Origin of the sequence: Kribbella sp. NBC_00709 (assembly GCF_036226565.1) — a bacterium.
Classification (GTDB): domain Bacteria; phylum Actinomycetota; class Actinomycetes; order Propionibacteriales; family Kribbellaceae; genus Kribbella.
On the sequence record NZ_CP108996.1, the window covers coordinates 7,150,407 to 7,173,411 of the forward strand.

A 23,005-nucleotide genomic window follows, 5' to 3' on the forward strand; every position below is an offset into this window, starting at 1 on the left:
GGAACAAATATGCGACGCATGATCGCGGCGGCGGCCGGCCTGCTCCTGGCCGGTCCCGTCCTCACCACGATGAGCCCGGCGGCGGCTGCACCGGCTGCCGGCGCTTGCTATATCCAGGCAGGCTCCGTGACCGCGGGCAAGGACCTCGTCGACAAGTACGTCAACGCGACCTCGCCGATCTCGGTGAAGCCGGTCGACACGATGGCGAAGCAGCCGTTCGCCGGCACTGTCGCCCTGAGCAGCGAGTGGGTCTGGGACGACGACTTCGGCGACGAGACCTCGCTGACCGGCACCGTCGTGACCGGCGGAGTTCTGTACGACGGGGGCCTGCTCACCCAGAAGGGGACCGATGGGAAGGTCGTCAGCAACCAGATGACCCGCATCGGAGGCGGCTGGGGCGACTTCCGCACCCTCACCAAGTCCTGGACGGCGGACGCCGGCAGTAACTCCAGGACCTACGCCCTGCGCAACGACGGGGTGCTCTACCGGTGGTTCGTCAGCTCGGACAACGGCAAGCCCGTCTGGCGCGCGGCGGGTTCGTACGCGGGATTCTCGGCCGTGAAGACAGTCGCGTTGATCAGCCGCACCTCGACGTACGACACGCTGCTGGCCACGACTCGTGGCGGGGCGCTCTACACGATCCGGATCCCGCTCACCTCGCCGATGAAGCCGATCGTCAAAGCGGTGCGGACCAGCACCTGGCAGGGCTTCGAGACGCTGCTGACCACCCGGTGCGGTCAGTACGGCACGCTGCTGCTCGGCATCGACAAGGACACCGGTTCGGCGTACCTGTATGCCGTTGGGCACGCCAACGGAACCGCGACGGTCATCAACAGTCTCGGCAAGGTGCCCGGCACGTTCGGCGACCCGGTGAACTACAGCTGGGCGAGCTTCGTCGACCCGCCGCTGAACGGCGAGTGACGCTCAGGGCGCCGGCGGCAGGTCGTCGAGGAAGTCCGAGGTCGGGGTGAAGAACAGGCAACCCGTGGCCGCGGTGGAGAAGTCGAGCAGCCGGTCGTGGTTGCCCTCGGGTACGCCGATGAACATCCGGCGGAGCATCAGCTCGGTCACGGCCGGTGTCTTGGCGTACCCGATGAAGTAGGTGCCGAACTCCTGCGCGCCGATCGTGCCGAACGGCATGTTGTCGCGCAGGATCTGCAGCTGGTTGCCGTCCTCGTCCTCAACGACGTTCAGCACGATGTGCGCGTTGGCCGGCTTCTTGGCGTCGGGGAACTCGATGTCGTCGAGCTTGGTCCGGCCGACGGCCTGCTCCTGCTGCTCCACGGTCAGCGCGTTCCACGCCTTCAGGTTGTGCAGGTACTTCTGCACGATCACGTAACTGCCGCCCTGGAAGTCCGGGTCCTCGTCGCCGACGAGTACGGCGGCCTGGGCGTCGGCGCCGGTCGGGTTCTCGGTACCGTCGACGAACCCGAGCAGGTCGCGCATCTCGAAGTACTTGAACCCGTGCACCTCGTCGACCACCGTGGCGGCGCCGTCGAGCACGTTCATGATCTGGCCGGCCAGCTCGAAGCACTGGTCCTGGTGTGCAGCCCGGATGTGGAAGAGCAGGTCGCCAGGCGTGGACGGAGCGTGGTGCGTCGCACCCTTCAGTTCCACGAACGGGTGCAGTTCGGCGGGCCGTGGACCGCTGAACAGGCGGTCCCAGACGTCGGATCCGATGCTGGTGACACAGGAGAGGTTGCCGCCGGGCACGCGGAAGCCGACCGAGCGAACCAGACCGCTCATCCGCTCCAGGAGATCCCGGGTCCGGTCCTCACCGCCGGGGTCGACCCGCACGACCAGGAAGATGGCCGAGCCGCTCAACGGCATCAGCACGGACTGCGGCAGAGCATCCGTTGCCCTCGATGTGTCCGGCGTGGGATCAGTAGCCACCGTGTTCTCCCTCCGTCTGCTTGGCCCGATCTTCTAGAGTCCAGTCATGGACCCGCAACAGCCTGGGCCGCCCTCGCAACCGGGCCCATACTCCCAGCCGGGGCAGTACCCGCCGCCGCCACCCCACCCCGGCCCGTACCCGGACCAGTGGGGCGCCCCGCCGCCGTACCCGGCCCAGTACGCCTACCGTGAGCCCCGCGTCGTCCCCGCCCCACCCGGTACGCCGTTCCACCGGCTCGCACGTACTCCGAAGCACGCGTGGTGGCGCCCGGTCGTCGGGACGCTCCTGCTCGGCGCCTTCGTCCTGTTCCTGACGACCGGCGTGGTGGTTGCATGGACGATCGCGCACCGCGTCATCGCCGGCCCGTTCCCGACCCCGAGCGGCACGGACATCTTCCCGAGCGACACCGAGAACCTCGCGGTCACGCTGGTCATGCTCGGCATCCTCACCCCGTGTGTCGGCCTGGCCGCGTGGATCGTGCAGCGCCGCCCGTTCTGGAGCGTGGCCTCGGTCCTGAACCGGATCCGCTGGCGCTGGCTGCTGCTGTGCTGTGTGCCGGCTCTCGGGTACCTCGTGCTGTCGTACGGGATGAGTTTGCTCGTCGACGCGATCTTCCCGCCCGGCGACGCGACCGGGACCGACGACGGATCCTGGGTCGGCTTCGGCGCGTTCCTCGTACCGGCGCTGGTGATTCTGTTCCTGGTGCCGTTCCAGTCGGCTGCCGAGGAGTTCATGTTCCGCGGGTGGCTGATCCAGGCAGTCGGCGCCTACGGTCCGGACAACCCGGACGGCAAGAACCGCTGGCTGCGGACGGTGTTCCGGTCGCCGTGGCCGGGCATCGTGATCGGCGGCGCGGCGTTCGTGTCGGCGCACGGCTACACCGGGTGGGCGATGGCCGACGTGTTCCTGTTCGCGATCACGGTCGGTTGGCTGACCGTCCGAACCGGGGGACTGGAGGCCGGGATCGCGCTGCACGCGCTGAACAACCTGCTCGCCTTCATGTTGCCTGCGGCAACCGGTCAGCTCTCCGGGTGGGACCAGCAGGGCGGCGCCCCGTGGACGCTGCTGGTCTCGGACATCCCGTGCCTGGCGTTCTACGCGTTCGCGATCACCTGGCTGGCCCGCCGGCAGCAAGTCGCGCGCGTGAGCTGAAAACCACGCGAGAACTGTCGGTCCGCTCTGGCAGGCTTTGCCGCGTGACGAACGTGAAGATCGAGGCCGTCCTGTTCGACTGGGGCGGCACACTGGCAACCTGGCACACCATCGACCTGCAGGAGACGTGGCGAGCGGTCGCCGCGGTGCTCGACGAGGCGCAGGCCGACGAGCTGGCGGCCCGGCTCGTGGCGGCTGAGGGGTCGATCTGGCGGCGCTCCCGGGACGAGCACCTGAGCAGCACGCTCGAGGAGGTGTGCACCCTGGCCGAGGTGGTGCTGAGCCCGGCGGCCCAGGCGGAGTACGACCGGCAGTGGGACCCGCACACCGAGCTGGAGCCGGACGCTCTCGACACACTGCGGGAGCTACGTGCGCGCGGCCTGAAGGTCGGCGTGCTGTCGAACACGATCTGGCCCCGCCGGCGGCACGAGGAGATCTTCGAGCGCGACGGCGTCCACGAGCTGCTCGACGGCGCCGTGTACACCAGCGAGATCCCGTACACGAAGCCGCACCCGGAGACGTTCCTGGCCGCCATGCGCGCGGTCGGGGTGTCGGAGCCGTCGCGCTGCCTGTTCGTCGGCGACCGCCTGTTCGACGACGTGTGGGGCGCGCAGAACGTCGGGATGCGAGCCGCCCACCTGCCGCACAGCGCGATCCCGACCGACCAGATCGGCCACACGGAAGGTACGCCGGACGCGACGATCCAGCGCCTTTCGGAGCTCCCCGCCCTGATCGACAGCTGGAGCTGAGCCCCCGGCATACCGAAGGACCCCCGAGCCGGATCGCGGCTCGGGGGTCCTGAGGGGTTTCGGGGTGGGTGTTACGCAGCCAGCGTCGGGTCTGCCAGCAGGCGGAGGCGGCCTAGTGCCTCGCGCTCGATCTGGCGGACTCGCTCTGCCGAGATGCCGTGCACTGCGCCGATGTCGGCCAGCTTGGCCTGGCGGCCGTCGTGCAGACCGTAACGGCGCCGGATCACGTCCGCGGACCGCGGGTCGAGCTGGTCGACCAGACTGAACAGGCCCGAGCGGTCGGACGCGTCCGCGACCAGCTGGTCCGGACCCGGCGCGGTCTCGGCCGCGATCAGGTCACCCAGCGAGGTCTCGCCCTCGTCGTCGACCGGGCTGTTCAGGCTGATGTGGTCCCGGCCGATGCGGATCAGTTCAGTGACCCGCTCCGGGTCCAGTCCCAGCTCCAGCGCGATCTCGTCGATCTCCGGCTCCCGCCCGAGCTTGCGCTCCAGCGTGCGCCGTGCCGACCCGATCTGGTTCAGCTGCTCCACCACGTGCACCGGCAGCCGGACCACACGGGCCTGCTGCGCGATACCGCGGGTGATCGCCTGCCGCACCCACCAGGTCGCGTACGTCGAGAACTTGAAACCCTTCCGGTAGTCGAACTTCTCCACCGCCCGGATCAGCCCCGTGTTGCCCTCCTGGACCAGGTCCAGCAGCGGCATCTGAGACCGCCCGTACCGGCGGGCGATCGACACCACGAGCCGGAGGTTCGCGGTCACGAACCGCTGCTGCGCGCGCCGGCCCGCTTCGGCCAGCCACTCCAGCTCGTCCTCCGTGGCATATTTGGGCGCTCCGCCCTTCTTACGTCCAACCCGCCCCTCGGCCAGCAGTTGCTCCGCAAGGAGTCCTGCCTCGACCGTCTCAGCGAGCTCGACTTCTTCCTCAGCCGTCAGCAAAGGTGTCCGCGCGATCTCTTCGAGGTAGAGACCGACGCTGTCCTTGCCGTCGATACCGTCGTCCGTGGACCGGACACGAGCCATGCGAGCCACCGAAACTCCCTTCGTCGTTACATGGAGAGCAACGCTCGAGTAGGGTTCAAGATTCCAGGACGAGTGTGTAAACACCCTGAACGTTCCCTGAGAGTTCCTGGCAGCGAAATCGCGCTGGAAACCGATGTCCCTCAGGCTGACGGGACCATTCGGCACAACACGCGCTGCGGAAGCTGAGAATTCGTCCAGAATCATCGTGTTCCGGTGCCCCCGGATGTGTTCCACAACACACGTCCGGGGGCGGAAATTCCCGGTTCTTCAGCTCAGGCCGAGCGTGTCCAGCTCCCACGACAGCGAGAACGCGACCTCGCGCCAGGCGTCGTACCGCCCGCTGCGGCCGCCGTGACCGGCTTCCATTTCGGTCTTGAGCAGTACGTCGGTGTCACCGGTCGCGGTCGACCGGAGTTTCGCCACCCACTTCGCCGGCTCGACGAAGAACACCCGGGTGTCGTTCAGACTGGTGATCGCCAGGATGCGCGGATAGTGCTGCGCGGCAACGTTTTCGTACGGCGAGTAGGACTTCATGTACTCGTACACGGCTTTGTCCTCGAGCGGATTGCCCCATTCCTCCCACTCGATGACGGTGAGCGGCAGCGACGGATCCAGGATCGTCGTCAGCGCGTCCACGAACGGGACCTCGGCGACGATTCCGCCGAACGCCTGCGGGGCCAGGTTCGCCACCGCGCCCATCAGCAGGCCGCCGGCGCTGCCGCCCTGCGCGACGATCCGCTCCGGCCGCGTCCAGCCCGCCTGCACCAGGTGTTCCGCGGCGGCGATGAAATCGGTGAAGGTGTTCCGCTTGGTGAGCATCTTCCCGTCGTCGTACCAGTGCCGGCCGAGCTCGCCGCCGCCGCGGACGTGCGCGATCGCGAACACCACGCCGCGGTCGAGCAGCGACAGCCGCGGGATCGAGAACCACGGATCCATCGACGACTCGTACGACCCGTAGCCGTACAGCACGACCGGCGCGTTCCCGTCCTTCGCGACGTCCTTGCGCGCGACCATCGAGATCGGCACCTTCGTCCCGTCCGGCGCGGTCGCCCACTCGCGGTACTGCGTGTACGCGGTCAGGTCCACGCCGCCGAGCACCGGCTGCTGCTTGAGCAGTCGCCGCTCACCGGTCGCGACGTCCACGTCGTACGTCGAACCAGGCGTGACGAGCGACGTGTAGCCGAAGCGGTACCGGGTGTCGTGCCACTCGTCGTTGCGGCCGGGGGAGACCGTGTAGATCGGCTCGTCGAACTCCAGTACCTCGGGATCACCGAAGCCGTCGCCGGACCGGCGCATGATCGCCAGCTCGGTCAGCGCGTTGCGGCGCCGGTAGAGGATGACGTGGTCGGCGAACGCGTCGGTGCCGAGCAGGCGGCTGGTCTCGTCGCCCTCGATCAGCGTCGTCCAGTCGCCGGGGGAGTCGAGCGGCGCGGAGGCCAGCGAGAAGTTCGCGGCGTCCGCGTTGTGCGTGATCAGGAGCTGGTCGCCGGCGTGCTCGACGTCGTACTCGACGCCCTCGCGCCGCGGCGCCACCACGACAGCCTCGCCGGTCGGGTCGTTGGCGTCGAGCAGCCAGACCTCGCTGGTGAGCTTGCTGCCGAGCGCGATCATGATCGCCTGCTCGTTGCGGGTCAGGTCGACACCGACCCAGAACCGCTCGTCCGGCTCCTCCATCACCAGGACGTCATCCGTCGTACCGAGGGTGTGCCGCCAGACCTGGTACGGGCGCCAGGCGTCGTCGACCTTGCTGTAGAAGATCGTCGAGCCGTCGGCGGACCAGGCCGAGCCGTAGTGCACCTCGGGCAGCTCGTCGGGGAGCAGCTCGCCAGTGCCGAGGTCCTTGATCCGCAGTGTGAACCGCTCGTCGCCCTTGAGGTCGACGGAGTACGCGAGCAGGCGGCCGTCGGGAGAGACGTCGACGGTGCCGAGCGAGAAGAACTCGGAGTCGCCGGCCACCTCGTTGCCGTCCAGCATCACCTCTTCGCCGGCGATGGCGCCGTCGGTCGCCGGCGGCTGGTCGCCGTCCACCTTGACCCGGCAGTGCAGGGAGTACTGCTGGCCCTCGATCGTGCGCGAGTAGTACCAGTACTCACCGCGCCGCGCCGGGACGCTCAGGTCGGTCTGCAGCGTCCGGTCCGAGATCTCCTTGAAGATTGCCTCACGCAACGATTCCAGGTGCGCCGTCCGGGCCTCGGTGTACGCGTTCTCGTCGCGGAGGTACGCCAGCACCTCGTCGTCGGTCTTGTCCCGCAACCACTCGTAGTCATCCACGAACACGTCACCGTGATGCACCCGCTCGACCGGCTTCCGGGCCGCGACCGGCGGCACAGCAGAAGAAGAATTCTCAGACATGTCGCGAGACTACCCGCGCGGCCGCGCGACGGCTAAGCGCGCACCGAGGCATTCACCGCGGACAACGCGGCCGCCACCGCCCGGCGCGACTCGTCGGTGTGATCGAGGACGTCGAACCCGTGCCGGCCGTTCGGTACTTCGATCACCTCGAGCCTCGCCCCGGCCGCGCGCGCAGCGTCGATGAACGGCGGCTGGGTCGGCGCCACGTCGGCCAACTCACGTCCGGCCACGGTCATCACGACCGGCAAGCCCCGCGCGCCTTTGACCGCCTCGACCGGATGCACGTCTCGGACTGTGACGAGCTCGGAGTCGCCCAGCACCGGGTAGGTCAGCGCGACGCACCGGAGCCACTCCGGAGGGCTCTGCAGGAACGCGGCCGCCAGCGGTCCGCTCCCGGAGAAGAACCACAGCGCGACGCGGTCGGCGTCCACCTGTGGGTGCGCGCGGACGGCCGCGATCGCCTTCGCCAGCGCCGCGTTGGACCGATCATCGTCCGGACGTCCGTCGGGGCTGTGGTCGACGGCAGCGGCGACGCAACCCAGATCGGCGAGCTGACTGGCGTAGCCCCGATAGATCTTCCATTCACTCGGCAGCGGCCGGCCCTCGGCGGAGTACGGCACTCCATGGATCAGCAGAACCGCAGGCGCCGGCTCGGCGACGCGAGGGAGGTAGAGCTCGAGGCCCTCGTGCATGGTGCGGGCGACGTCTGGGGTCGGCAGGACGAAGGCGGGATCTTCGGGCATGGCGCCACGGTAGGCGCGGTGAGGGTTATACGTCGTACGTCGCGACTACCGGTGCGTGGTCGCTCCAGCGTTCGGCGTACGTCGGGGCTCGGTGGATGACGCAGGCCGTGGCTGCTTCGGCGAGCTCGGAGGACGCGATCTGGTAGTCGATGCGCCAGCCGGCGTCGTTGTCGAAGGCCTTGCCCCGCCAGGACCACCAGGAGTACGGGCCGGGGCCTTCGCCGCCGAAGTGCCGGCCGAGGTCGACCCAGCCGGCGTCGAAGAGCCGGTCCATCCAGGCGCGCTCCTCGGGCAGGAAGCCGCTCTTCTTGCGGTTCGCCTTCCAGGCTTTCAGGTCGGCCTCGCGGTGAGCGATGTTGAGGTCGCCGCACATCAGCACGTGCCGGCCGTCGGCGCGCAGCTCGGTCAGCCGGGCGGTGATCGCATCCAGGAACGCGTACTTCTCCTCCTGGCGCGGCGGCGTCTCGAACTCGCCGGTGAACACGTACGTGCTGACCGCGGTCAGCGTCGTGCCGTCGTCGAGGACGACGTCCGCCTCGACCCACCGACCGCACCCGTCGAACCGCGACGGTCCGATCTCGCCGCGCTCGTCCTTGATCGGCCGCCGGCTCGCCACCGCGACGCCGGCGCGTCCCTTGTGCCCGTCGATCGCGGGCTCGGCGTGCGCGATGTTCCAGTCACTGCCGAGCAGCTCACGCAGTACGTCGTCCGTCGCCCGGACTTCCTGCATCAGCAACAAGTCCGGGTCGGTGTCGTCCAGCCACGGCTGCAGTCCGCGGCGGAAGGCCGCCCTGATCCCGTTCACGTTCACCGTGGCAACCGTCAGCACGCCGGAACCTTACCCTCTGTGGTGCCCCGGCTTGACGACCATCAGCACCAGCACGACGAGCCAGAGCAGGGCGAAGATCCCGGACGTCATCGAGAGCAGCCTCGCCTTCGGCAACACCGCGGTGCGCTCCTCGGTTGTGCCGCCCGCGACCGCGAGCACGCTGGACTGCGCCGGCGCGACAAGGAACGCGAGAACCAGGGCCGCGGCGAGCGTCAGCACGATCGAGATGATCAGCCAGGCCTCGCCCATCACCTTCATGCTGCCCGCGAGGGCGAACCCGAAGACCGGCACGGCGAGGCCGGCCCAGGCATAGACATTGGTGATCCGGTGCAGCACCTGCAGTCCGCCGGCGTCCGGGGTCCCGGCCGTCAGCGTGCGCTTCGCGATCGACGGGAACATGCTGGTCGCCACCGTGACCGGACCGACGCAGAGGATCGCGGCGAGGATGTGGACCGTCAGGAAGAACTTGTTCATGCCTTCTCACTCGGACGTTGTCGTGAGGATCGCGTCCAGGGACTGCTCGCAGAGGTGTTCGAGGGATTCCGGCGAGACGGTCGGGTCGTCGATCCATACCAGGAGGGTCTGTTCGACGTAACCCTGCCAGCCGTGGCAGGCGAGCTCGACGACGGGGGTGATGTCGATGCCACGCTCAGCGACCGCGCTGATCACCCACTGGCTGAAGACGCGGCGCAGCTCGGAATGCAAGGTGCGGATCTCCGGATCGCCGGCCGCCGACATCAGCAGCGTCGCCCGGTACAGCTGCGGTGCTTCGAGTACGGCGCGGACGAAGGCGCGGATGCCGGACCGGAGCCGCTCGTCCGGCGGCAGCGACGGGTCCGGGGCGGTCCGCAGCATGACCTCGGCGGCGGCTTCCTCGATGACGGCGTACTGGAACTTCTTCTTCGAGCCGAAGTAGTGGAACAGCAGGGCAGGGGAGACGCCGGCCTCCGCCGCGACCAGCTCGACCGTCAGCTCGCGGTGCGGATCCGCAAGCAGCACCCGGCGCGCCGCCGTCAGGATCTGCGCCCGCCGCTCGTCAGGCCGCAGCCGTGCGTTCCCGGTCATGGGACGCAGTCTATTGAGTATTTGGTCAATAAGCACTTACTGTTGAGTACCTACTCAACAAGCTGGAGGTTCCCGATGCGTCCGTTGGCCGGTCAAGTCGTCCTCATCACCGGCGCCTCCCGGGGGATCGGCGCCGCAGTGGCCCGCAAGCTGGCCCGCGACGGCGCCAAGCTCGCGCTGATCGGTCTGGAGCCGGAGGAGCTGAAGAAGGTCGCCGAGGACTGCGGTCCGGACGCCGCCTGGTGGGAGGCCGACGTCACCGACACCGACTCGCTGCGGACTGCGGTCGAGGGCGTCGCCGAGCGCTACGGCCGCATCGATGTCGTGATGGCGAACGCCGGTATCGCCGCACCGGGCTTCAGCCGGAGCATGGACCCGAAAGCCTGGGAGCGCGTGGTCGACGTCGATCTGTACGGCGTCTGGCGCACGGTGCACCTCACCTTGCCGTACCTGCTGGAGAGCAAGGGCTACCTGCTGCTGGTCTCGTCCCTCGCCGCGATCGTGCACATCCCCGGACTCGCGTCGTACAACGTGTCGAAGGCCGGCGTGGAGGCACTGGGCGACACGCTGCGGCCCGAGCTGAGACACCTCGGCGTACGGGTCGGTGTCGCGCACATGACCTTCGTCGACACGGACATGGTGCGCGGAGCGGACGAGCACCCGGTGTTCGGCAGGATGCGGACCGGGCTTCCCTTGGCGAGCAAGACGTACCCGCTGGAGTTCGCGGTGGACAAGTTCGTCGACGGCATCAAGAAGCGTTCGCGGACCGTGCACGTGCCGGGCTGGATCGGTGCGCTGAAGGTCGTCCGCTGGGCGATCCCACACGTCATCGAGCTGGGTTCGCGGTTCAGTGTCCCGAAGGCCGACGCGGCCGCGCTCGCGGACATCCAGTCGCGTGGTGCGGAGGCTTCGTCCAGGGCGACCGGCGCCGGCGGGCGGGCCGACGCGGAGAAGGCTGCGCACAAGTGAGCCGCGAGTACGACGTCGTCCTGCTCGGCGCGAGCGGTTTCACCGGCGGGCTCACCGCGGAGTACCTGGAGAAGAACGCCCCGGAGACGCTGCGCTGGGCCGTTGCCGGACGCAACAAAGCTAAGCTGGAACGGTTCGGCAAGGACATCCTGCACGCGGACATGACGGACGCCGAGTCACTGCGCGCACTCGCCGAGTCGACCAAGATCGTCGCAACGACGGTCGGCCCGTACATCCAGTACGGCGAACCGCTCGTGGCAGCCTGCGCCGAGGCCGGCACCGACTATCTCGACCTCACCGGCGAGCCTGAGTTCACCGACCGGATGTACGTGCGCTACCACGAGCGCGCGAAGCGGACCGGCGCCCGGATCATCCACGCCTGCGGCTTCGACTCGATCCCGTACGACCTCGGCGTGCAGTACACCGTCGAGCAACTGCCCGAGGGTGTGCCGATCCAGGTGGACGGCCTGCTGCGGGCCGGCGGGCGACCGTCGGGCGGCACGTTCCACACCGCGATCACCGCGTTCTCCCGACCAAAGCAGAACCTCGAAGCGCATCGCGCGCGCCGGCAGGCAGAACCGCGGCCGGAGGGACGGAAGGCCCGAGCGGTGGCCGGCAGGATCCACCGCCAGCAAGGGTTCTGGGCGGTGCCGCTGCCGACGATCGATCCGCAGATCGTCGGGTACTCCGCCCGCCTGCTCGACCGCTACGGGCCGGACTTCCGCTACTCCCACTACGCGGCGCTGGACCGTCTCCCGATGGTTGCCGCCGGCATCGGTGGGGTGGGTCTGCTGATCGCCGGGGCGCAGATCCCGCCGGTCCGGAAGGCGATGCTGAACCGGTTGCAGCCCGGCGACGGACCGAGTCCGGAGCGGCGGGCGCGGTCCTGGTTCAACGTCCGGTTCGTCGGCCGCGGTGGTGGCGAGCAGGTGATCACCGAGGTCGCCGGCCGCGACCCCGGGTACGACGAGACCGCGAAGATGCTCGGAGAGAGCGCTCTCTGCCTGGCGCTCGACGACCTGCCGGAGACGGCCGGACAGACCACGACAGCCGCGGCCATGGGACCCGCTCTCCGCGAGCGGCTGGTGAAAGCGGGGATGACCTTTGCCACCCTCGAAGTCGACCACTACTAGCCGGGACGGCACCTCGATCGCCGTCTACGACTACGGCAACGCAAGTGCCCCGACACTGATCTGCGTCCACGGCTACCCGGACAACGCATCGCTCTGGGAGCCGGTCGCGGACCGGCTCACCACCGACTTCCACGTCATCGCGTACGACGTCCGCGGCGCCGGTGAATCGGATCACCCGCGTAGGACGTCGGCGTACGCCCTGGAACGTCTGCAGGAAGACTTTCGAGCGGTCATCGACCAGGTCTCACCCGACCGCGCGGTGCACGTCCTGGCCCACGACTGGGGCTCCATCCAGGCCTGGCAGTTCATCACCGACCCTGAGTTGCAGCCACGGATCGCATCCTTCGTCTCGATCTCAGGGCCGTCACTGGACCACGCCGGCTACTTCCTCCGCCGGCGAAACCGCGCAGCTCTCCGGCAGCTCCTGCACTCCTGGTACATCTTCTACTTCCACCTCCCGTGGCTGCCCGAGCTCGGCTGGCGCAAGGGATGGGCGCACCGTCTCTTCAACCGCCTCGAGAAGCAGGACGCCACCGAGAAGCGCTCCATCGGCGACTACGTGAACGGCATGAAGCTCTACCGCGCCAACGTCCTTCCACGACTCATCCGCCCGGCGCAGCGGCGCACCGACGTACCTGTGCTGGCGGTGTCTCCGGACGCCGACCCGTTCGTGACCACGCCGCTGCAGACCGAGATCGCGCGTTGGGCTCCCAACCTCACGGTGAAGGTGGTCAGGGGCGGGCACTGGATGCCCCGGAACGATCCCGGACTTGTGGCCGAGCTGGTGCGGGAACACACTCGTGAGGTGGCAGGCTTGGAGACATGAAGACGCTTCTCAACCTGATCTGGCTGGTGCTGGCCGGGTTCTGGCTGGCTGTCGGGTACGCGGTCGCCGGCATCATCTGCTGCGTGCTGATCGTGACCATCCCGTTCGGCATCGCGTCGTTCCGGATCGCCGGCTACACGCTCTGGCCGTTCGGCCGGACCGTGGTCGACAAGCCGAGCGCCGGCGCAGGCGCGCTGCTCGGGAACATCATCTGGATCATCTTCGCCGGCTGGTGGCTGGCCCTGGGCCACCTGACCACCGGGATCGCGCTGTGCCTGACGATCATCGGTATCCCGCTCGGCATCGCCAACTTCAAGCTGATCCCGGTCTCGCTGCTGCCGCTGGGCAAGGAGATCGTGCCGTCCAACCAGCCGTTCGCCACCCGGTGAGGTCGCTGACGGTTCTCGGTTCCTGCGGCGCGTGGCCGGAGGCCGGTCGCGCCTGCGCCGGGTTCCTGGTCGAGTACGACGGCTTCCGGGTCGTCCTCGATCTCGGGTACGCCGCCCTGCCCCGACTGCTCGAGCACTGTCCGCACGGCGAGGTCGATGCGGTCGTCGTGACGCATCAGCACCCTGACCACTGCGTCGACGTGAGCGGTCTGGCCCGAGTGAGGTACTACGAGGCACCGGACGCGCCGCCCGTCCCGCTGCATTGCCCGCCGGGCGTGATCGACGTACTACGTGCGCTCGAGCCGAATCCGGATCCGGCGGAGGTGTTCGCCGTAGACGATCTGGCAGCGACGACCCGCATCGGGCCGTTCGACGTGCTGACCGTGGAGCTGCCGCATTACAAGACGAACCTCGGAGTGCGGCTCAGCGCGCCGGGAGTATCGGTCGCCTACACGGGGGACAGCGGACCGTCGCCCGACCTGCGCCTCTTGGCCGAGGGCACCGACGTCTTCATCTCGGACGCGACGTACCAAGGCACATCGACGAACGACTACCTGATGTCGGCGACCGAAGCTGCCCGTGGCGCCCGCGGAGCGAAGCGCTTGGTGCTGACGCATTTCTGGCCGGGCTCTGACCGATCCATCTCAGTTGCCGAGGCATCCCAGGAGTTCGACGGACTGGTGATCGCCGCGGAGGAAGGCCTCGTCCTTACGCTGTGACGATCTTGCGGACGTTGGCGATGTCGCCGCAGTCCGACGCGATCAGGCGGGCTCGCTCTTCGGCGAACGCGTCGCCGAGGTCGCGGCGTACCTTCTCGGAGACGTCCGTGCGGGCCGGGTTGAGGACGTCGCGTTCTTCCTCGTCGAGGTGGTGGGTGAGCGCCTCGGACAGTTCGTGCAGCTTGGAGCTGAACTCCTCGCTGCCGGTGTCGTCGACCTCCATCAGCTCGAGCAGCGCCTCGTTGCCCTCGTCGTGCTCGTGCTCGGAGTGCTCGACCTCGTCGGCGTCGATCGCGTCCTTGCGGCGCAGCGCCGGGTACACCTTCGACTCCTCCGCCTCGGCGTGGGCGATCAGAACCGTGGCCAGGTCGGCGAGCACCGCGGCGCGGTCGCTCCGGACGTCCCGCAGTTCGCGCAGCGCCTCTTCGAACCAGCGGTGATCGGCCAGGATGATCTCGACCACGTCACCGCCCGCCGCCGGAAGAATCTTCGGCATCCCATGTCTCCTTCGCTCAGATGCCTCCAGGTACCCGGATAACCTGCGGACATGCCGACAGCCCTCATCCGCCGCCCGAGCCCACGCCTCGCCGAAGGCCTCGTGACCCACATCGAGCGCACGGCTGTCGACCTCGGACTGGCGCAGACGCAGTGGCAGGAGTACGTCGACGCGCTGCACGCCACCGGCTGGACGACGGTCGAGGTGCCGCCGATCGAGGACTGCCCGGACAGCGTCTTCATCGAGGACACGATGGTCGTGTACGGAGACCTCGCGGTGATCGCCCGCGCCGGCGCGAACGAACGACGAGCCGAGGCCGCGGCGGCCGAGGAGACGGTCGCGGATCAGGGCTACCGGATCCTCCGCATCGCCGATCCCGGCACGCTCGACGGCGGCGACGTACTCAAGATCGGCTCCACGATCTACGTCGGACAGGGCGGACGCACGAACGCGGCGGGCATCGAGCACCTGCGCGAGGCGTTCGCGCCGCTGGGTGCCGACGTACGTGCGGTGCCGGTGCGGAAGGTGCTGCATCTGAAGTCGGCGGTCACCGCGTTGCCCGACGGGACGGTGATCGGATACGAGCCGCTGGTCGATGACGTCGCGGCGTTCGACACCTTCCGGCCGGTGCCCGAGGAGGCCGGCGCGCACGTCGTACTGCTCGGTGCGGACCGGTTGCTGATGGCGGCGTCGGCGCCGAAGTCCGCGGAGTTGTTCGCGGAGCTCGGCTACACGCCGGTTGTCGTGGATATCAGTGAGTTCGAGAAGCTCGAAGGGTGCGTCACGTGCTTGTCGGTGCGCCTTCGCCGGTGAGCACCTGGCGTGCGGTCCCGGCGAGCTGCACCTCGCGCTTCTTGCCACGCGCCTCGGCGACCTCGCACGCCGCCGCCAGCGATGCGCGATAGACCTGCGTATCCGGATGCCCCGGGGCCGCGGCGCGAACCACCTTGGTCAGCGCTTCGAGTGCCTCCGAGATGTCGCCGCACGCGAGCAACGCATTCCCCAACGCTGCCCGATCGCGCAACAGTTGCGGGTCGTCGTCGGCAAGGCTCTCCCTGTCGGCCGCGACGATGTTCGTCAGCAGCTGAGCCTCCGACCGCGGGCCGCCGACCATCAGCCGCGCTCCGGTCGTGGCCTCGGTCGCCGCCCGGGTCAGCGCGTGATGCGGTCCGAACACGTCCGTCAGCTGCGGAGTCACCAGCTCGAACCAGGCGATCGCCCGCCCGTAGTTCGCGGTCGCCAGCATCCCTTGTGCGACCCGCAGCCGGACCCGCAACGTCGCCGGGTCGTCCGCCGCGAGCACCTTCTCCCGCGCGGTCAGAGCCGACTGGTAGAACGGCAGCGCCCGCCCCGGCTCGCGCTCGTCCCAGTACGCCTCGGCCTGCTTGTACTCCGGATCGCTGTCGAGCTCGGGATGATGGGCGATCGCCGACACCGGCTCCCGCCGTACGACGGTCTGCACCGGGAGCGTGACCACCTTGCGGCCGACGTACGAACGTCCGCCGGTCGGGATGATCCGGTACCGGCCGACTTTCGAGACCGGCAGCCACAGCACGGTGTTGTAGAGCGTCCGGACCGACGACCCGCAGTTCTCGCAGACCTCACGATGCCCGTAGAACCGGCTCCCCATCGGGCCCGCCGTCTCGGTCGCCCGCCAGACCTCGGACGACGCCGTACACGGAGCGCAGAACGGGTAGACCCCCCGCCGTTCTTCATTCATTCGACACATTGTGGTCAGTTTCGGGTTCGCCGTCTGCATCCGCACCGGTAATCCGCACTTTTGTCAGCGCCGGATCGTCGATGGCGAAGGTGCGGACCGGGCCCGGCGGGGTGTCCGCGGTCTCGAAGCGGACCGTGACGCGGCCGCGTCCCGAGCCCCAGACCCAGCCCTGGCCGTAGTCCGGATGGGCGACGTCCTGGCCGGGATGGAAGCCGAGCTGGTCGCGGGGCCGGGCCGGCAGTTCGAGCACCTCGACCGGGTTCTCGGCATGTTCGTCGTCGGTGAAGAGGTCGTCCTGGATCCAGTCGGCCAGTGACGAGACGCCTACGCCGAGCAACCGGATGCCGCCGCCGATCTCGCTCTCCTCGAGCAGCCGACGCGCGACCCGCGCGATCACCCGGGCGTCGTCGGTCGGGCCGGCGAGCGTCGACGAGCGGGTGTGCGTGGTGAAGTCGTGCATCCGGGTCTTGACCGTGACGGTCCGGCCGGACAGCTGCGCCTTCTGCAGCCGCTCGGAGACGCGGTGGGCCATCCGGTCGCTGATCGCGGCCAGCAGCGCCCGGTCGATGATGTCGGTCTCGAAGGTGTCCTCGACGCTGACCGACTTGGTTTCACGGTCGCTCACCACCGGCCGGTCGTCGGCCGCGACGGCGAGCCGGTGCAGGCTCGTGCCGTGCGCCGACCCGACCTGCCGGATCAGCTCGTCCTCGTCGAGTTGCTGCAGGTCGGCGACGGTCCGCACGCCGGCCATGCTGAGTCGCTGGGCAGTCGCCGGACCCACACCGGGGATCACGGTGACCTGCATCGGCGCGAGGAACTCCGCCTCCGTCCCGGCCGGAACGACGACCACGCCGTCGGGCTTGTCGAGCTCGCTGGCGATCTTCGCGATCAACTTCGACGTACCGGCGCCGACGGACGCGGTCAGGCCGCCGCTCACCTTCCGGATCGCGTCCTTCAGGTCCTGCGCGATCGCCTCGACGTCGTCGACCGTCAGCCCACTGAGGCCGCTGGCCGCCAGGTCGATGAACGCCTCGTCCAGCGACAACGGCTCGACCAGCGGCGACAGCGCCCGCATCTCCGCCATCACCGCCTGACTGCTCTGCCGGTACGCCTCGAACCGCGGGCTCAGGTACGCCGCGTGCGGACACCGAGATCGCGCTTCCGCGGTCGACATCGCGGACCGCACGCCGTACTTGCGGGCCTCGTACGACGCAGTGGAGACGACTCCGCGGACGCCGATACCGCCGACGACCACGGGCTTGCCCCGCAGTGACGGCTTGTCCCGCTGCTCGACGGCCGCGAAGAACGCGTCCAGATCGACATGCAGCACCGACGGATCCCCACGCACCTGTCCAGTGTCCCTGGTGTGACCGACAATTCCGGTTATGACGTTTCCCGAGCAGTGGGACGACGGCACCGATCCGTCCACTCCCGCCCACCAGATCCATTGGTACGACGACCGGACGGCGATCATCCGCCAGTCGCTGCACACGAACTTCGAAGGCCCGTTCCTGTACCTGTTGCTCGGCGACGAACGGGCCCTTCTCCTGGACACCGGCACCGGCCACGTGCCGCTCCGTCCGTTGATCGAGGAACTGGCGGGGGAGCGGAAGTTGGTCGTCGCCCACACCCACAGCCACGGCGACCACGTCGGCGGCGACGGTGAGTTCGACCAGGTTGTCGGCAAGTCGGCCGAGGACGTCGCGCAGTACTTCGGGTTCGCCGACTGGCCGAACGGCGTGGTGCAGTTCGACCTCGGTGGACGGGTGCTGGACATCGTTGCGATCCCGGGGCACCACGCCTCGCACATCGCGACGTACGACCGGAACACGCGACTGCTGTTCAGCGGCGACTCGCTGTACCCGGGACGGCTGTACGTCTTCGACTGGCCGGCGTTCCGGGCGAGTGTCGCGCGGCTGGCGGCGTTCGTTGCTGACGGCAATCCGGTCGAGTGGGTGCTGGGCGCGCACATCGAGCTGACCGACCAGCCCGGCCGGGACTTCGAGATGGGATCCGACAAGCACCCCGGCGAGCACGAGCTCCAGCTGCGCCCCGACGTACTGACGGAGCTGGCGGAGGTGCTGGCGGAGGCGGGGGAGGAGCCGGTCCGGATCGAACGGAAGGACTTCATCGTGTATCCGGTGTGATTCGCCGCGCGGTAGATGGGCACTTCGTGCACACTGAGCGAAGGACCACCAGGGGAGGCCGCTGATGGGTGAGGAAGTCGACCGGGTCGAGTTCACCCGGGCGGACCGGACCGCGTTCCGGGGTCAGGTCCATCGCAATCTGGACGCCTTCGCGCGGATGCTGCGCGAAGACCGGTTCGCGCCCGAGCGGCCGATGACCGGGATCGAGATCGAGCTGAACCTGGTCGACGAGCGGTGCGACCCGGCGTTCAAGAACTCCGAGGTGCTGAGCGCGATCGAGGACGACGCGTTCCAGACCGAGCTCGGCCAGTTCAACATCGAGATCAACGTGCCGCCCGGGCAGATCGACGGACTCGGCCTGGACACGATGGAGGCGAGTATCCGCGACAGCCTGAACGCGGCCGAGGACAAGGCGGCCCGGACCGGCTCGTCGATGGTGATCGTCGGCATCCTGCCGACCCTGCTGACCGAGCACATCCGCCGCGACGCCCTCAGCACCAACCCGCGGTACGCGCTGCTCAACGACCAGATCTTCGCGGCCCGCGGCGAGGACGTGCAGATCTCGATCGACGGTGTCGAGCGCCTGCAGGTGACCGCGGACAGCATCGTCCCGGAGGCCGCCTGTACGTCGACGCAGTTCCACCTGCAGGTGACACCGGAGGCGTTCCCGCGGTACTGGAACGCGGCGCAGGCGATCTCCGGCGTACAACTCGCCGTCGGCGCCAACTCGCCGTTCCTGTTCGGCAAGGAGTTGCTGCGCGAGACCCGGATCGCGTTGTTCGAGCAAGCCGCCGACACCCGCACGCACGAGCTGAAGACGCAGGGCGTGCGGCCGCGGGTGTGGTTCGGTGAACGATGGATCACCTCGATCTTCGACCTGTTCGAGGAGAACTCGCGCTACTACCCGGCCCTGCTGCCGGTCACCTCCGACGAGGATCCGATCGCGGTTCTCGACCGCGGCGACACGCCCGCACTTTCGGAGTTGCGGCTGCACAACGGGACGATCTATCGCTGGAACCGCCCGGTGTACGACGTTGTCCGGGAGAAGCCGCATCTGCGCGTCGAGAATCGTGTCCTGCCGGCCGGCCCGACGGTCGTCGACACGATCGCCAACGGCGCGTTCTACTTCGGTCTCGTCCGCGCGCTGGCCGACGACGAGCGGCCGATCTGGTCGCAGATGTCGTTCAGCGCCGCCGAGGAGAACTTCCACACCGCCGCCCGGAACGGGATCGACGCGGAGGTTTTCTGGCCGGGCGTCGGTACGGCGCGGGCGAGCGAGCTCGTGCTCAGACGCCTGCTGCCGTTGGCGGTTCGGGGTCTGGACGCGTGGGGTGTCGACGTGGCGGTGCGGGACCGGTTGCTCGGGATCATCGAGCAGCGCTGCCTCACCGGCCGCAACGGCGCGTCCTGGCAGGCCGACGAGTTCCACCGCCTGTATACAAAGGGCTCGCACGGCCGGAAGGACGCGTTGCGCGGGATGCTCCGGCGGTACTGCGACCACATGCACGAGAACACACCGGTGCACGAATGGCCGGTCGACTGAACCGGTTCGTACGCCGGACGGACGCACGACAACGTAGGACAGGGATCGACGGAACCCTGGTCCTTCTGACGGAACCCGTTCGATCTTGCCCAGGGCAACGGGCTGGGCAGGTTCTTGGACGAGTTCGATAACGACCCGGACTACAGGGGTGGCGCGTTGGGTGACAGCCCTGCAAAGGTGTGGCCACCGGAAGGTTAGGCGGGCCCGCCGCGGGTAGTACTCGGGCACCGGCTGCCCTCCGTCACCGCCGCGACACAACAGGTGCAAATGCAGCGGATGCCGACCGCGGTCGGGAGCAGTATCGTTCGAGACGGGTCGACACACACCCGGAGGTGAGGCAGGGCGATGACGACCATCGTCGTGGGTTATGTGCCGAAGGCGGAAGGCCGTGCGGCTCTTCGGCGAGCAGCGGAGGAAGCGTCGCTACGCGACGCCAAGCTCGTAGTGGTGAACTCGCACCGGGGCGGACGCAGCTTCGACAGCGACGAGGCTGCGGCGAGTGATGCCGCATTGACGGAAGTACGGGAGCAGCTCGACTCCACCGGCGTGCCCTACGAGGTGCGGCAGCTGGTGCGTGGCCTGGACCCGGCGGAGGACCTGGTGGCCGTCGCCGAGCAGGTGCATGCGGAGTTCATCGTCATCGGGCTGCGACGCCGGTCGCCGGTCGGCAAGCTCATCCTCGGCAGCAACGCGCAGCGGGTGCTGCTCGATGCGCCGTGTCCGGTGCTCGCCGTCAAGGCCGAGCCTGAGTTGTCTGAGGGGGAGGAGGACTGAGGTGACTTCGACACGCAGCAGAAAATTGTGCCTCGCACAGCAGCCCGACGCCGACGAGATGCTGAGCAGAGACCCGTTCGCCTTGCTGGTCGGCATGTTGCTGGACCAGCAGATCCCGATGGAGCGCGCGTTCGCGGGCCCGGTCGCGATCTCGAAGCGGATGCTGGGTCCGTTCGACCCGTCCACGGTCGCGCACTACGACCCGGACGCGTTCGTCGAGGTGGTGGCCGGTCCGCCGGCTGTGCACCGGTTCCCGACCGCGATGGCGGCCCGGATCCAGACCCTGGCCAAGCACCTGGACGAGCAGTACGGCGGTAACGCGTCGTCGCTGTGGTCCGATGTGAAGTCCGGGGACGACCTGCTGGCCAGGTTGTCGGCCCTGCCGGGCTTCGGTGCGCAGAAGGCGAAGATCTTCGTCGCCCTGCTCGGCAAGCAACTCAAGGTCCGGCCGCGGGGGTGGCGCGAGGCATCCGAGCCGTACGGCGAGGACGGCGCGTTCAAGTCTGTCGCGGACGTGATCGACGTGGCCTCGCTGGTGCGGGTGCGGCAGTTCAAGCAGGAGCAACAGGTCGTCCGGCAGCGGGTGGTGGCGCGTCCGCTGCGGCAGACGCGCAACGGGTGAACACAGACCTATAACGGTTCAGCGTAAGGACGACCGGCGACGTACCCTTGAGGTACAGAGCAGATCAGGCCCTTGCCGGTGCGGGAAAGCCCGCCCGGCAGGGGCCTGAGTGCACCGTTCCGGGGGGTCGTGCGACGCGTGGCCTTGGTTCGCGGATTACAATGGACTGTTGCCGCCGCCTGACCAGCGAGCAGCCACACACCGCAGTACTCACAGACTCAGCAACACAACGTCGTACCGCCGTACAAACCCTGCGTCAGACGAGAGGTAATTCGTGTCGTCCAGCTCGTCCGAGAATCTTCCCGCCGAGCCGGCCCGCGCCGTGGCCGCCACGGCCCGGAGCACGGCTCCGAGGACCAGCGCCCGAGTGACCGATCCCGCTGCCAAGAAGGCGGCCGCGAAGAAGGCGGCGGTGAAGCCCGCCGGCACCAAGGAGGACGGTATCCCCGCGAAGAAGGCCGCTGCCAAGAAGGCTCCGGCAAAGAAGGCAGTGTCCGAGGCGGGTCTTTCGATCGACCCGAAGACCGGCAAGCCGCGCGCGCTCGACGAGGTGGACGAGTCCGACTTCCAGCCGGAGACCGTCAAGACCCTGGAGAAGGAGCTCACCGAGGACGAGGGCTTCGTTGTCTCCGAGGCCGACGAGACCGACGAGCCCGAGCAGCAGGTGATGGTCGCGGGTGCCACCGCGGACCCGGTCAAGGACTACCTGAAGCAGATCGGCAAGGTCCCGCTGCTGAACGCCGAGCAGGAGGTCGAGCTCGCGAAGCGGATCGAGGCCGGCCTGTTCGCCGAGGAGCAGACCGCCGACGAGGCCGCCAAGCTCAAGGACAAGGTCCGCGACGAATACGAGTGGATCTCCGAGGACGGCCGCCGCGCCAAGAACCATCTGCTCGAGGCCAACCTGCGCCTGGTGGTGTCGTTGGCCAAGCGCTACACCGGCCGCGGCATGCTGTTCCTGGACCTGATCCAGGAGGGCAACCTCGGTCTGATCCGCGCGGTGGAGAAGTTCGACTACACCAAGGGCTACAAGTTCTCGACGTACGCCACCTGGTGGATCCGGCAGGCGATCACCCGCGCGATGGCCGACCAGGCCCGCACCATCCGGATCCCGGTGCACATGGTCGAGGTCATCAACAAGCTCGCCCGTGTCCAGCGGCAGATGCTGCAGGACCTCGGCCGGGAGCCCACTCCGGAGGAGCTCGCCAAGGAGCTCGACATGACCCCGGAGAAGGTCATCGAGGTGCAGAAGTACGGTCGCGAGCCGATCTCCCTGCACACTCCGCTCGGTGAGGACGGCGACTCCGAGTTCGGCGACCTGATCGAGGACTCCGAGGCGATCGTGCCGGCCGAGGCGGTCTCGTTCACGCTGCTCCAGGAGCAGCTGCACGCCGTCCTCGACACGCTGTCCGAGCGCGAGGCCGGTGTGGTCTCGATGCGCTTCGGCCTGACCGACGGCCAGCCGAAGACCCTGGACGAGATCGGCAAGGTGTACGGCGTGACCCGCGAGCGGATCCGTCAGATCGAGTCCAAGACGATGTCGAAGCTGCGGCACCCGTCGCGTTCGCAGGTCCTCCGGGACTACCTGGACTGATGCCATGACGCAGTGGATCACCGGCGCACTCGCGTTGATGATCCCTGCGCTGGACACAGCCTCCTTGGCCGCCGCCGTGTTCACGGCGGCGGCCTTGCTGTTCACGCTTGTCCTGGTCGCGCGTTCCTCGGCGCGTGGCCCGGTCGCTTCGCTCATTCCGGCGCGGGTCAGTGCGACCCGCGCCAATGCCCGACGTACGGCGTATCTGCTCCTGCGTGATCCGGACGCCGCCGGACGGGCCCGTCCACGAGCACCGGGACGGTAGCGAAC

Annotated in this window: 25 protein-coding genes; 15 read left to right on the forward strand and 10 right to left on the reverse strand. The window is 68.6% G+C overall.

From position 1 onward, the window contains the following. Window positions 1-9: 9 nt before the first annotated feature. Complete coding sequence (locus OHA18_RS34915; RefSeq protein ID WP_328999625.1) at window positions 10-921, forward strand: hypothetical protein; 912 nt, start codon at window positions 10-12, stop codon at window positions 919-921. A 3-nt stretch (window positions 922-924) separates the two neighbouring features. Here the strand turns inward: OHA18_RS34915 and OHA18_RS34920 are convergent, their stop codons facing one another. Beyond that, window positions 925-1,893: a Dyp-type peroxidase gene (locus tag OHA18_RS34920; protein ID WP_328999626.1), complete on the reverse strand. Its 969-nt coding sequence runs from the start codon at window positions 1,891-1,893 to the stop codon at window positions 925-927. Window positions 1,894-1,939: 46 nt separating this feature from the next. Here OHA18_RS34920 and OHA18_RS34925 point away from each other — a divergent pair, with 46 nt between their 5' ends. Together OHA18_RS34925 and OHA18_RS34930 are read left to right on the forward strand one after the other, a co-directional pair. Next, window positions 1,940-3,046, forward strand: coding sequence for a CPBP family intramembrane glutamic endopeptidase (locus OHA18_RS34925; RefSeq protein WP_328999627.1), 1,107 nt, complete (start codon window positions 1,940-1,942; stop codon window positions 3,044-3,046). A 44-nt stretch (window positions 3,047-3,090) separates the two neighbouring features. Beyond that, a complete protein-coding gene (locus tag OHA18_RS34930) occupies window positions 3,091-3,795 on the forward strand; it encodes an HAD family hydrolase (RefSeq protein ID WP_328999628.1) in 705 nt (234 codons plus the stop codon). A gap of 71 nt (window positions 3,796-3,866) precedes the next feature. Here the strand turns inward: OHA18_RS34930 and OHA18_RS34935 are convergent, their stop codons facing one another. The 6 genes from OHA18_RS34935 to OHA18_RS34960 form a co-directional block, all read right to left on the reverse strand. After that, window positions 3,867-4,826, reverse strand: a complete 960-nt coding sequence (locus tag OHA18_RS34935) for a sigma-70 family RNA polymerase sigma factor (RefSeq protein ID WP_328999629.1) — start codon at window positions 4,824-4,826, stop codon at window positions 3,867-3,869. A gap of 258 nt (window positions 4,827-5,084) precedes the next feature. Beyond that, window positions 5,085-7,169: a S9 family peptidase gene (locus tag OHA18_RS34940; RefSeq protein ID WP_328999630.1), complete on the reverse strand. Its 2,085-nt coding sequence runs from the start codon at window positions 7,167-7,169 to the stop codon at window positions 5,085-5,087. A gap of 32 nt (window positions 7,170-7,201) precedes the next feature. After that, window positions 7,202-7,912, reverse strand: a complete 711-nt coding sequence (locus tag OHA18_RS34945) for an alpha/beta hydrolase family protein (protein WP_328999631.1) — start codon at window positions 7,910-7,912, stop codon at window positions 7,202-7,204. A 25-nt stretch (window positions 7,913-7,937) separates the two neighbouring features. Beyond that, window positions 7,938-8,741 (reverse strand): exodeoxyribonuclease III, encoded by an 804-nt coding sequence (gene xth / locus OHA18_RS34950; RefSeq protein WP_328999632.1) that lies wholly within the window; start codon window positions 8,739-8,741, stop codon window positions 7,938-7,940. 9 nt (window positions 8,742-8,750) lie between these two features. After that, a complete protein-coding gene (locus OHA18_RS34955) occupies window positions 8,751-9,215 on the reverse strand; it encodes a DUF2269 family protein (RefSeq protein ID WP_328999633.1) in 465 nt (154 codons plus the stop codon). Between the two features lie 6 nt (window positions 9,216-9,221). Then, window positions 9,222-9,806, reverse strand: coding sequence for a TetR/AcrR family transcriptional regulator (locus tag OHA18_RS34960; protein WP_328999634.1), 585 nt, complete (start codon window positions 9,804-9,806; stop codon window positions 9,222-9,224). Window positions 9,807-9,881: 75 nt separating this feature from the next. Here OHA18_RS34960 and OHA18_RS34965 point away from each other — a divergent pair, with 75 nt between their 5' ends. From OHA18_RS34965 to OHA18_RS34985, 5 genes are read left to right on the forward strand one after another with little or no spacing between them, the layout of a single operon-like run. Next, complete coding sequence (locus OHA18_RS34965; RefSeq protein WP_328999635.1) at window positions 9,882-10,775, forward strand: SDR family oxidoreductase; 894 nt, start codon at window positions 9,882-9,884, stop codon at window positions 10,773-10,775. Further along, window positions 10,772-11,908 carry a saccharopine dehydrogenase family protein gene (locus OHA18_RS34970; RefSeq protein WP_328999636.1) on the forward strand — a complete coding sequence of 379 codons (1,137 nt, stop codon included), beginning with the start codon at window positions 10,772-10,774 and terminating at the stop codon, window positions 11,906-11,908. The genes OHA18_RS34965 and OHA18_RS34970 overlap by 4 nt, the downstream gene beginning before the upstream one ends. After that, window positions 11,880-12,734 (forward strand): alpha/beta fold hydrolase, encoded by an 855-nt coding sequence (locus OHA18_RS34975; RefSeq protein ID WP_328999637.1) that lies wholly within the window; start codon window positions 11,880-11,882, stop codon window positions 12,732-12,734. Before OHA18_RS34970 ends, OHA18_RS34975 begins: the two co-directional genes overlap by 29 nt. Then, on the forward strand, window positions 12,731-13,123 hold the full coding sequence (locus tag OHA18_RS34980) for a YccF domain-containing protein (protein ID WP_130448098.1): 393 nt from the start codon (window positions 12,731-12,733) through the stop codon (window positions 13,121-13,123). Before OHA18_RS34975 ends, OHA18_RS34980 begins: the two co-directional genes overlap by 4 nt. Continuing rightward, entirely contained in the window at window positions 13,120-13,842 is a 723-nt protein-coding gene (locus OHA18_RS34985; protein ID WP_328999638.1) for an MBL fold metallo-hydrolase, read from the forward strand. Before OHA18_RS34980 ends, OHA18_RS34985 begins: the two co-directional genes overlap by 4 nt. Here OHA18_RS34985 and OHA18_RS34990 read toward each other — a convergent pair. Next, window positions 13,832-14,338, reverse strand: coding sequence for a hemerythrin domain-containing protein (locus tag OHA18_RS34990; protein WP_328999639.1), 507 nt, complete (start codon window positions 14,336-14,338; stop codon window positions 13,832-13,834). The genes OHA18_RS34985 and OHA18_RS34990 overlap by 11 nt on opposite strands. A gap of 51 nt (window positions 14,339-14,389) precedes the next feature. Here OHA18_RS34990 and ddaH point away from each other — a divergent pair, with 51 nt between their 5' ends. After that, window positions 14,390-15,151: a dimethylargininase gene (gene ddaH, locus OHA18_RS34995; RefSeq protein ID WP_328999640.1), complete on the forward strand. Its 762-nt coding sequence runs from the start codon at window positions 14,390-14,392 to the stop codon at window positions 15,149-15,151. Here ddaH and OHA18_RS35000 read toward each other — a convergent pair. Continuing rightward, the gene (locus OHA18_RS35000) at window positions 15,120-16,058 is read right to left on the reverse strand and encodes a tetratricopeptide repeat protein (RefSeq protein WP_328999641.1); all 939 of its coding nucleotides are present in this window, start codon (window positions 16,056-16,058) and stop codon (window positions 15,120-15,122) included. The genes ddaH and OHA18_RS35000 overlap by 32 nt on opposite strands. Then, a complete protein-coding gene (locus OHA18_RS35005; protein WP_328999642.1) occupies window positions 16,051-17,406 on the reverse strand; it encodes a DNA polymerase IV in 1,356 nt (451 codons plus the stop codon). Before OHA18_RS35005 ends, OHA18_RS35000 begins: the two co-directional genes overlap by 8 nt. Window positions 17,407-17,443: 37 nt before the next feature. Between OHA18_RS35005 and OHA18_RS35010 the strand changes: the two genes are divergently transcribed. From OHA18_RS35010 to OHA18_RS35035, 6 genes are all read left to right on the forward strand, one after another. Then, window positions 17,444-18,205, forward strand: a complete 762-nt coding sequence (locus OHA18_RS35010; RefSeq protein ID WP_328999643.1) for an MBL fold metallo-hydrolase — start codon at window positions 17,444-17,446, stop codon at window positions 18,203-18,205. 64 nt (window positions 18,206-18,269) lie between these two features. Beyond that, on the forward strand, window positions 18,270-19,748 hold the full coding sequence (locus OHA18_RS35015; RefSeq protein WP_328999644.1) for a glutamate--cysteine ligase: 1,479 nt from the start codon (window positions 18,270-18,272) through the stop codon (window positions 19,746-19,748). Between the two features lie 345 nt (window positions 19,749-20,093). Then, window positions 20,094-20,522 (forward strand): universal stress protein, encoded by a 429-nt coding sequence (locus tag OHA18_RS35020; protein ID WP_328999646.1) that lies wholly within the window; start codon window positions 20,094-20,096, stop codon window positions 20,520-20,522. 1 nt (window position 20,523) lies between these two features. Further along, window positions 20,524-21,144 carry an HhH-GPD-type base excision DNA repair protein gene (locus OHA18_RS35025; protein WP_328999647.1) on the forward strand — a complete coding sequence of 207 codons (621 nt, stop codon included), beginning with the start codon at window positions 20,524-20,526 and terminating at the stop codon, window positions 21,142-21,144. 274 nt (window positions 21,145-21,418) lie between these two features. Next, entirely contained in the window at window positions 21,419-22,735 is a 1,317-nt protein-coding gene (locus OHA18_RS35030; protein WP_328999648.1) for an RNA polymerase sigma factor, read from the forward strand. A gap of 4 nt (window positions 22,736-22,739) precedes the next feature. Further along, window positions 22,740-23,000, forward strand: coding sequence for a DUF6412 domain-containing protein (locus OHA18_RS35035; RefSeq protein WP_328999649.1), 261 nt, complete (start codon window positions 22,740-22,742; stop codon window positions 22,998-23,000). The last annotated feature ends 5 nt before the right edge of the window (window positions 23,001-23,005 follow it).

Bases quoted from the DNA above. Each gene is read 5' to 3' on its own strand.
- OHA18_RS34990 (WP_328999639.1), bottom strand. From the start codon at position 14,338: ATGCCGAAGATTCTTCCGGCGGCGGGCGGTGACGTGGTCGAGATCATC.
- OHA18_RS34940 (WP_328999630.1), bottom strand. From the start codon at position 7,169: ATGTCTGAGAATTCTTCTTCTGCTGTGCCGCCGGTCGCGGCCCGGAAG.
- OHA18_RS34965 (WP_328999635.1), top strand. From the start codon at position 9,882: ATGCGTCCGTTGGCCGGTCAAGTCGTCCTCATCACCGGCGCCTCCCGG.
- OHA18_RS34955 (WP_328999633.1), bottom strand. From the start codon at position 9,215: ATGAACAAGTTCTTCCTGACGGTCCACATCCTCGCCGCGATCCTCTGC.
- OHA18_RS34925 (WP_328999627.1), top strand. From the start codon at position 1,940: ATGGACCCGCAACAGCCTGGGCCGCCCTCGCAACCGGGCCCATACTCC.
- OHA18_RS35000 (WP_328999641.1), bottom strand. From the start codon at position 16,058: ATGAATGAAGAACGGCGGGGGGTCTACCCGTTCTGCGCTCCGTGTACG.
- OHA18_RS34945 (WP_328999631.1), bottom strand. From the start codon at position 7,912: ATGCCCGAAGATCCCGCCTTCGTCCTGCCGACCCCAGACGTCGCCCGC.
- OHA18_RS35015 (WP_328999644.1), top strand. From the start codon at position 18,270: ATGGGTGAGGAAGTCGACCGGGTCGAGTTCACCCGGGCGGACCGGACC.
- OHA18_RS35010 (WP_328999643.1), top strand. From the start codon at position 17,444: ATGACGTTTCCCGAGCAGTGGGACGACGGCACCGATCCGTCCACTCCC.
- OHA18_RS34960 (WP_328999634.1), bottom strand. From the start codon at position 9,806: ATGACCGGGAACGCACGGCTGCGGCCTGACGAGCGGCGGGCGCAGATC.
- OHA18_RS34980 (WP_130448098.1), top strand. From the start codon at position 12,731: ATGAAGACGCTTCTCAACCTGATCTGGCTGGTGCTGGCCGGGTTCTGG.
- OHA18_RS35035 (WP_328999649.1), top strand. From the start codon at position 22,740: ATGACGCAGTGGATCACCGGCGCACTCGCGTTGATGATCCCTGCGCTG.
- OHA18_RS34915 (WP_328999625.1), top strand. From the start codon at position 10: ATGCGACGCATGATCGCGGCGGCGGCCGGCCTGCTCCTGGCCGGTCCC.
- ddaH (WP_328999640.1), top strand. From the start codon at position 14,390: ATGCCGACAGCCCTCATCCGCCGCCCGAGCCCACGCCTCGCCGAAGGC.
- OHA18_RS35020 (WP_328999646.1), top strand. From the start codon at position 20,094: ATGACGACCATCGTCGTGGGTTATGTGCCGAAGGCGGAAGGCCGTGCG.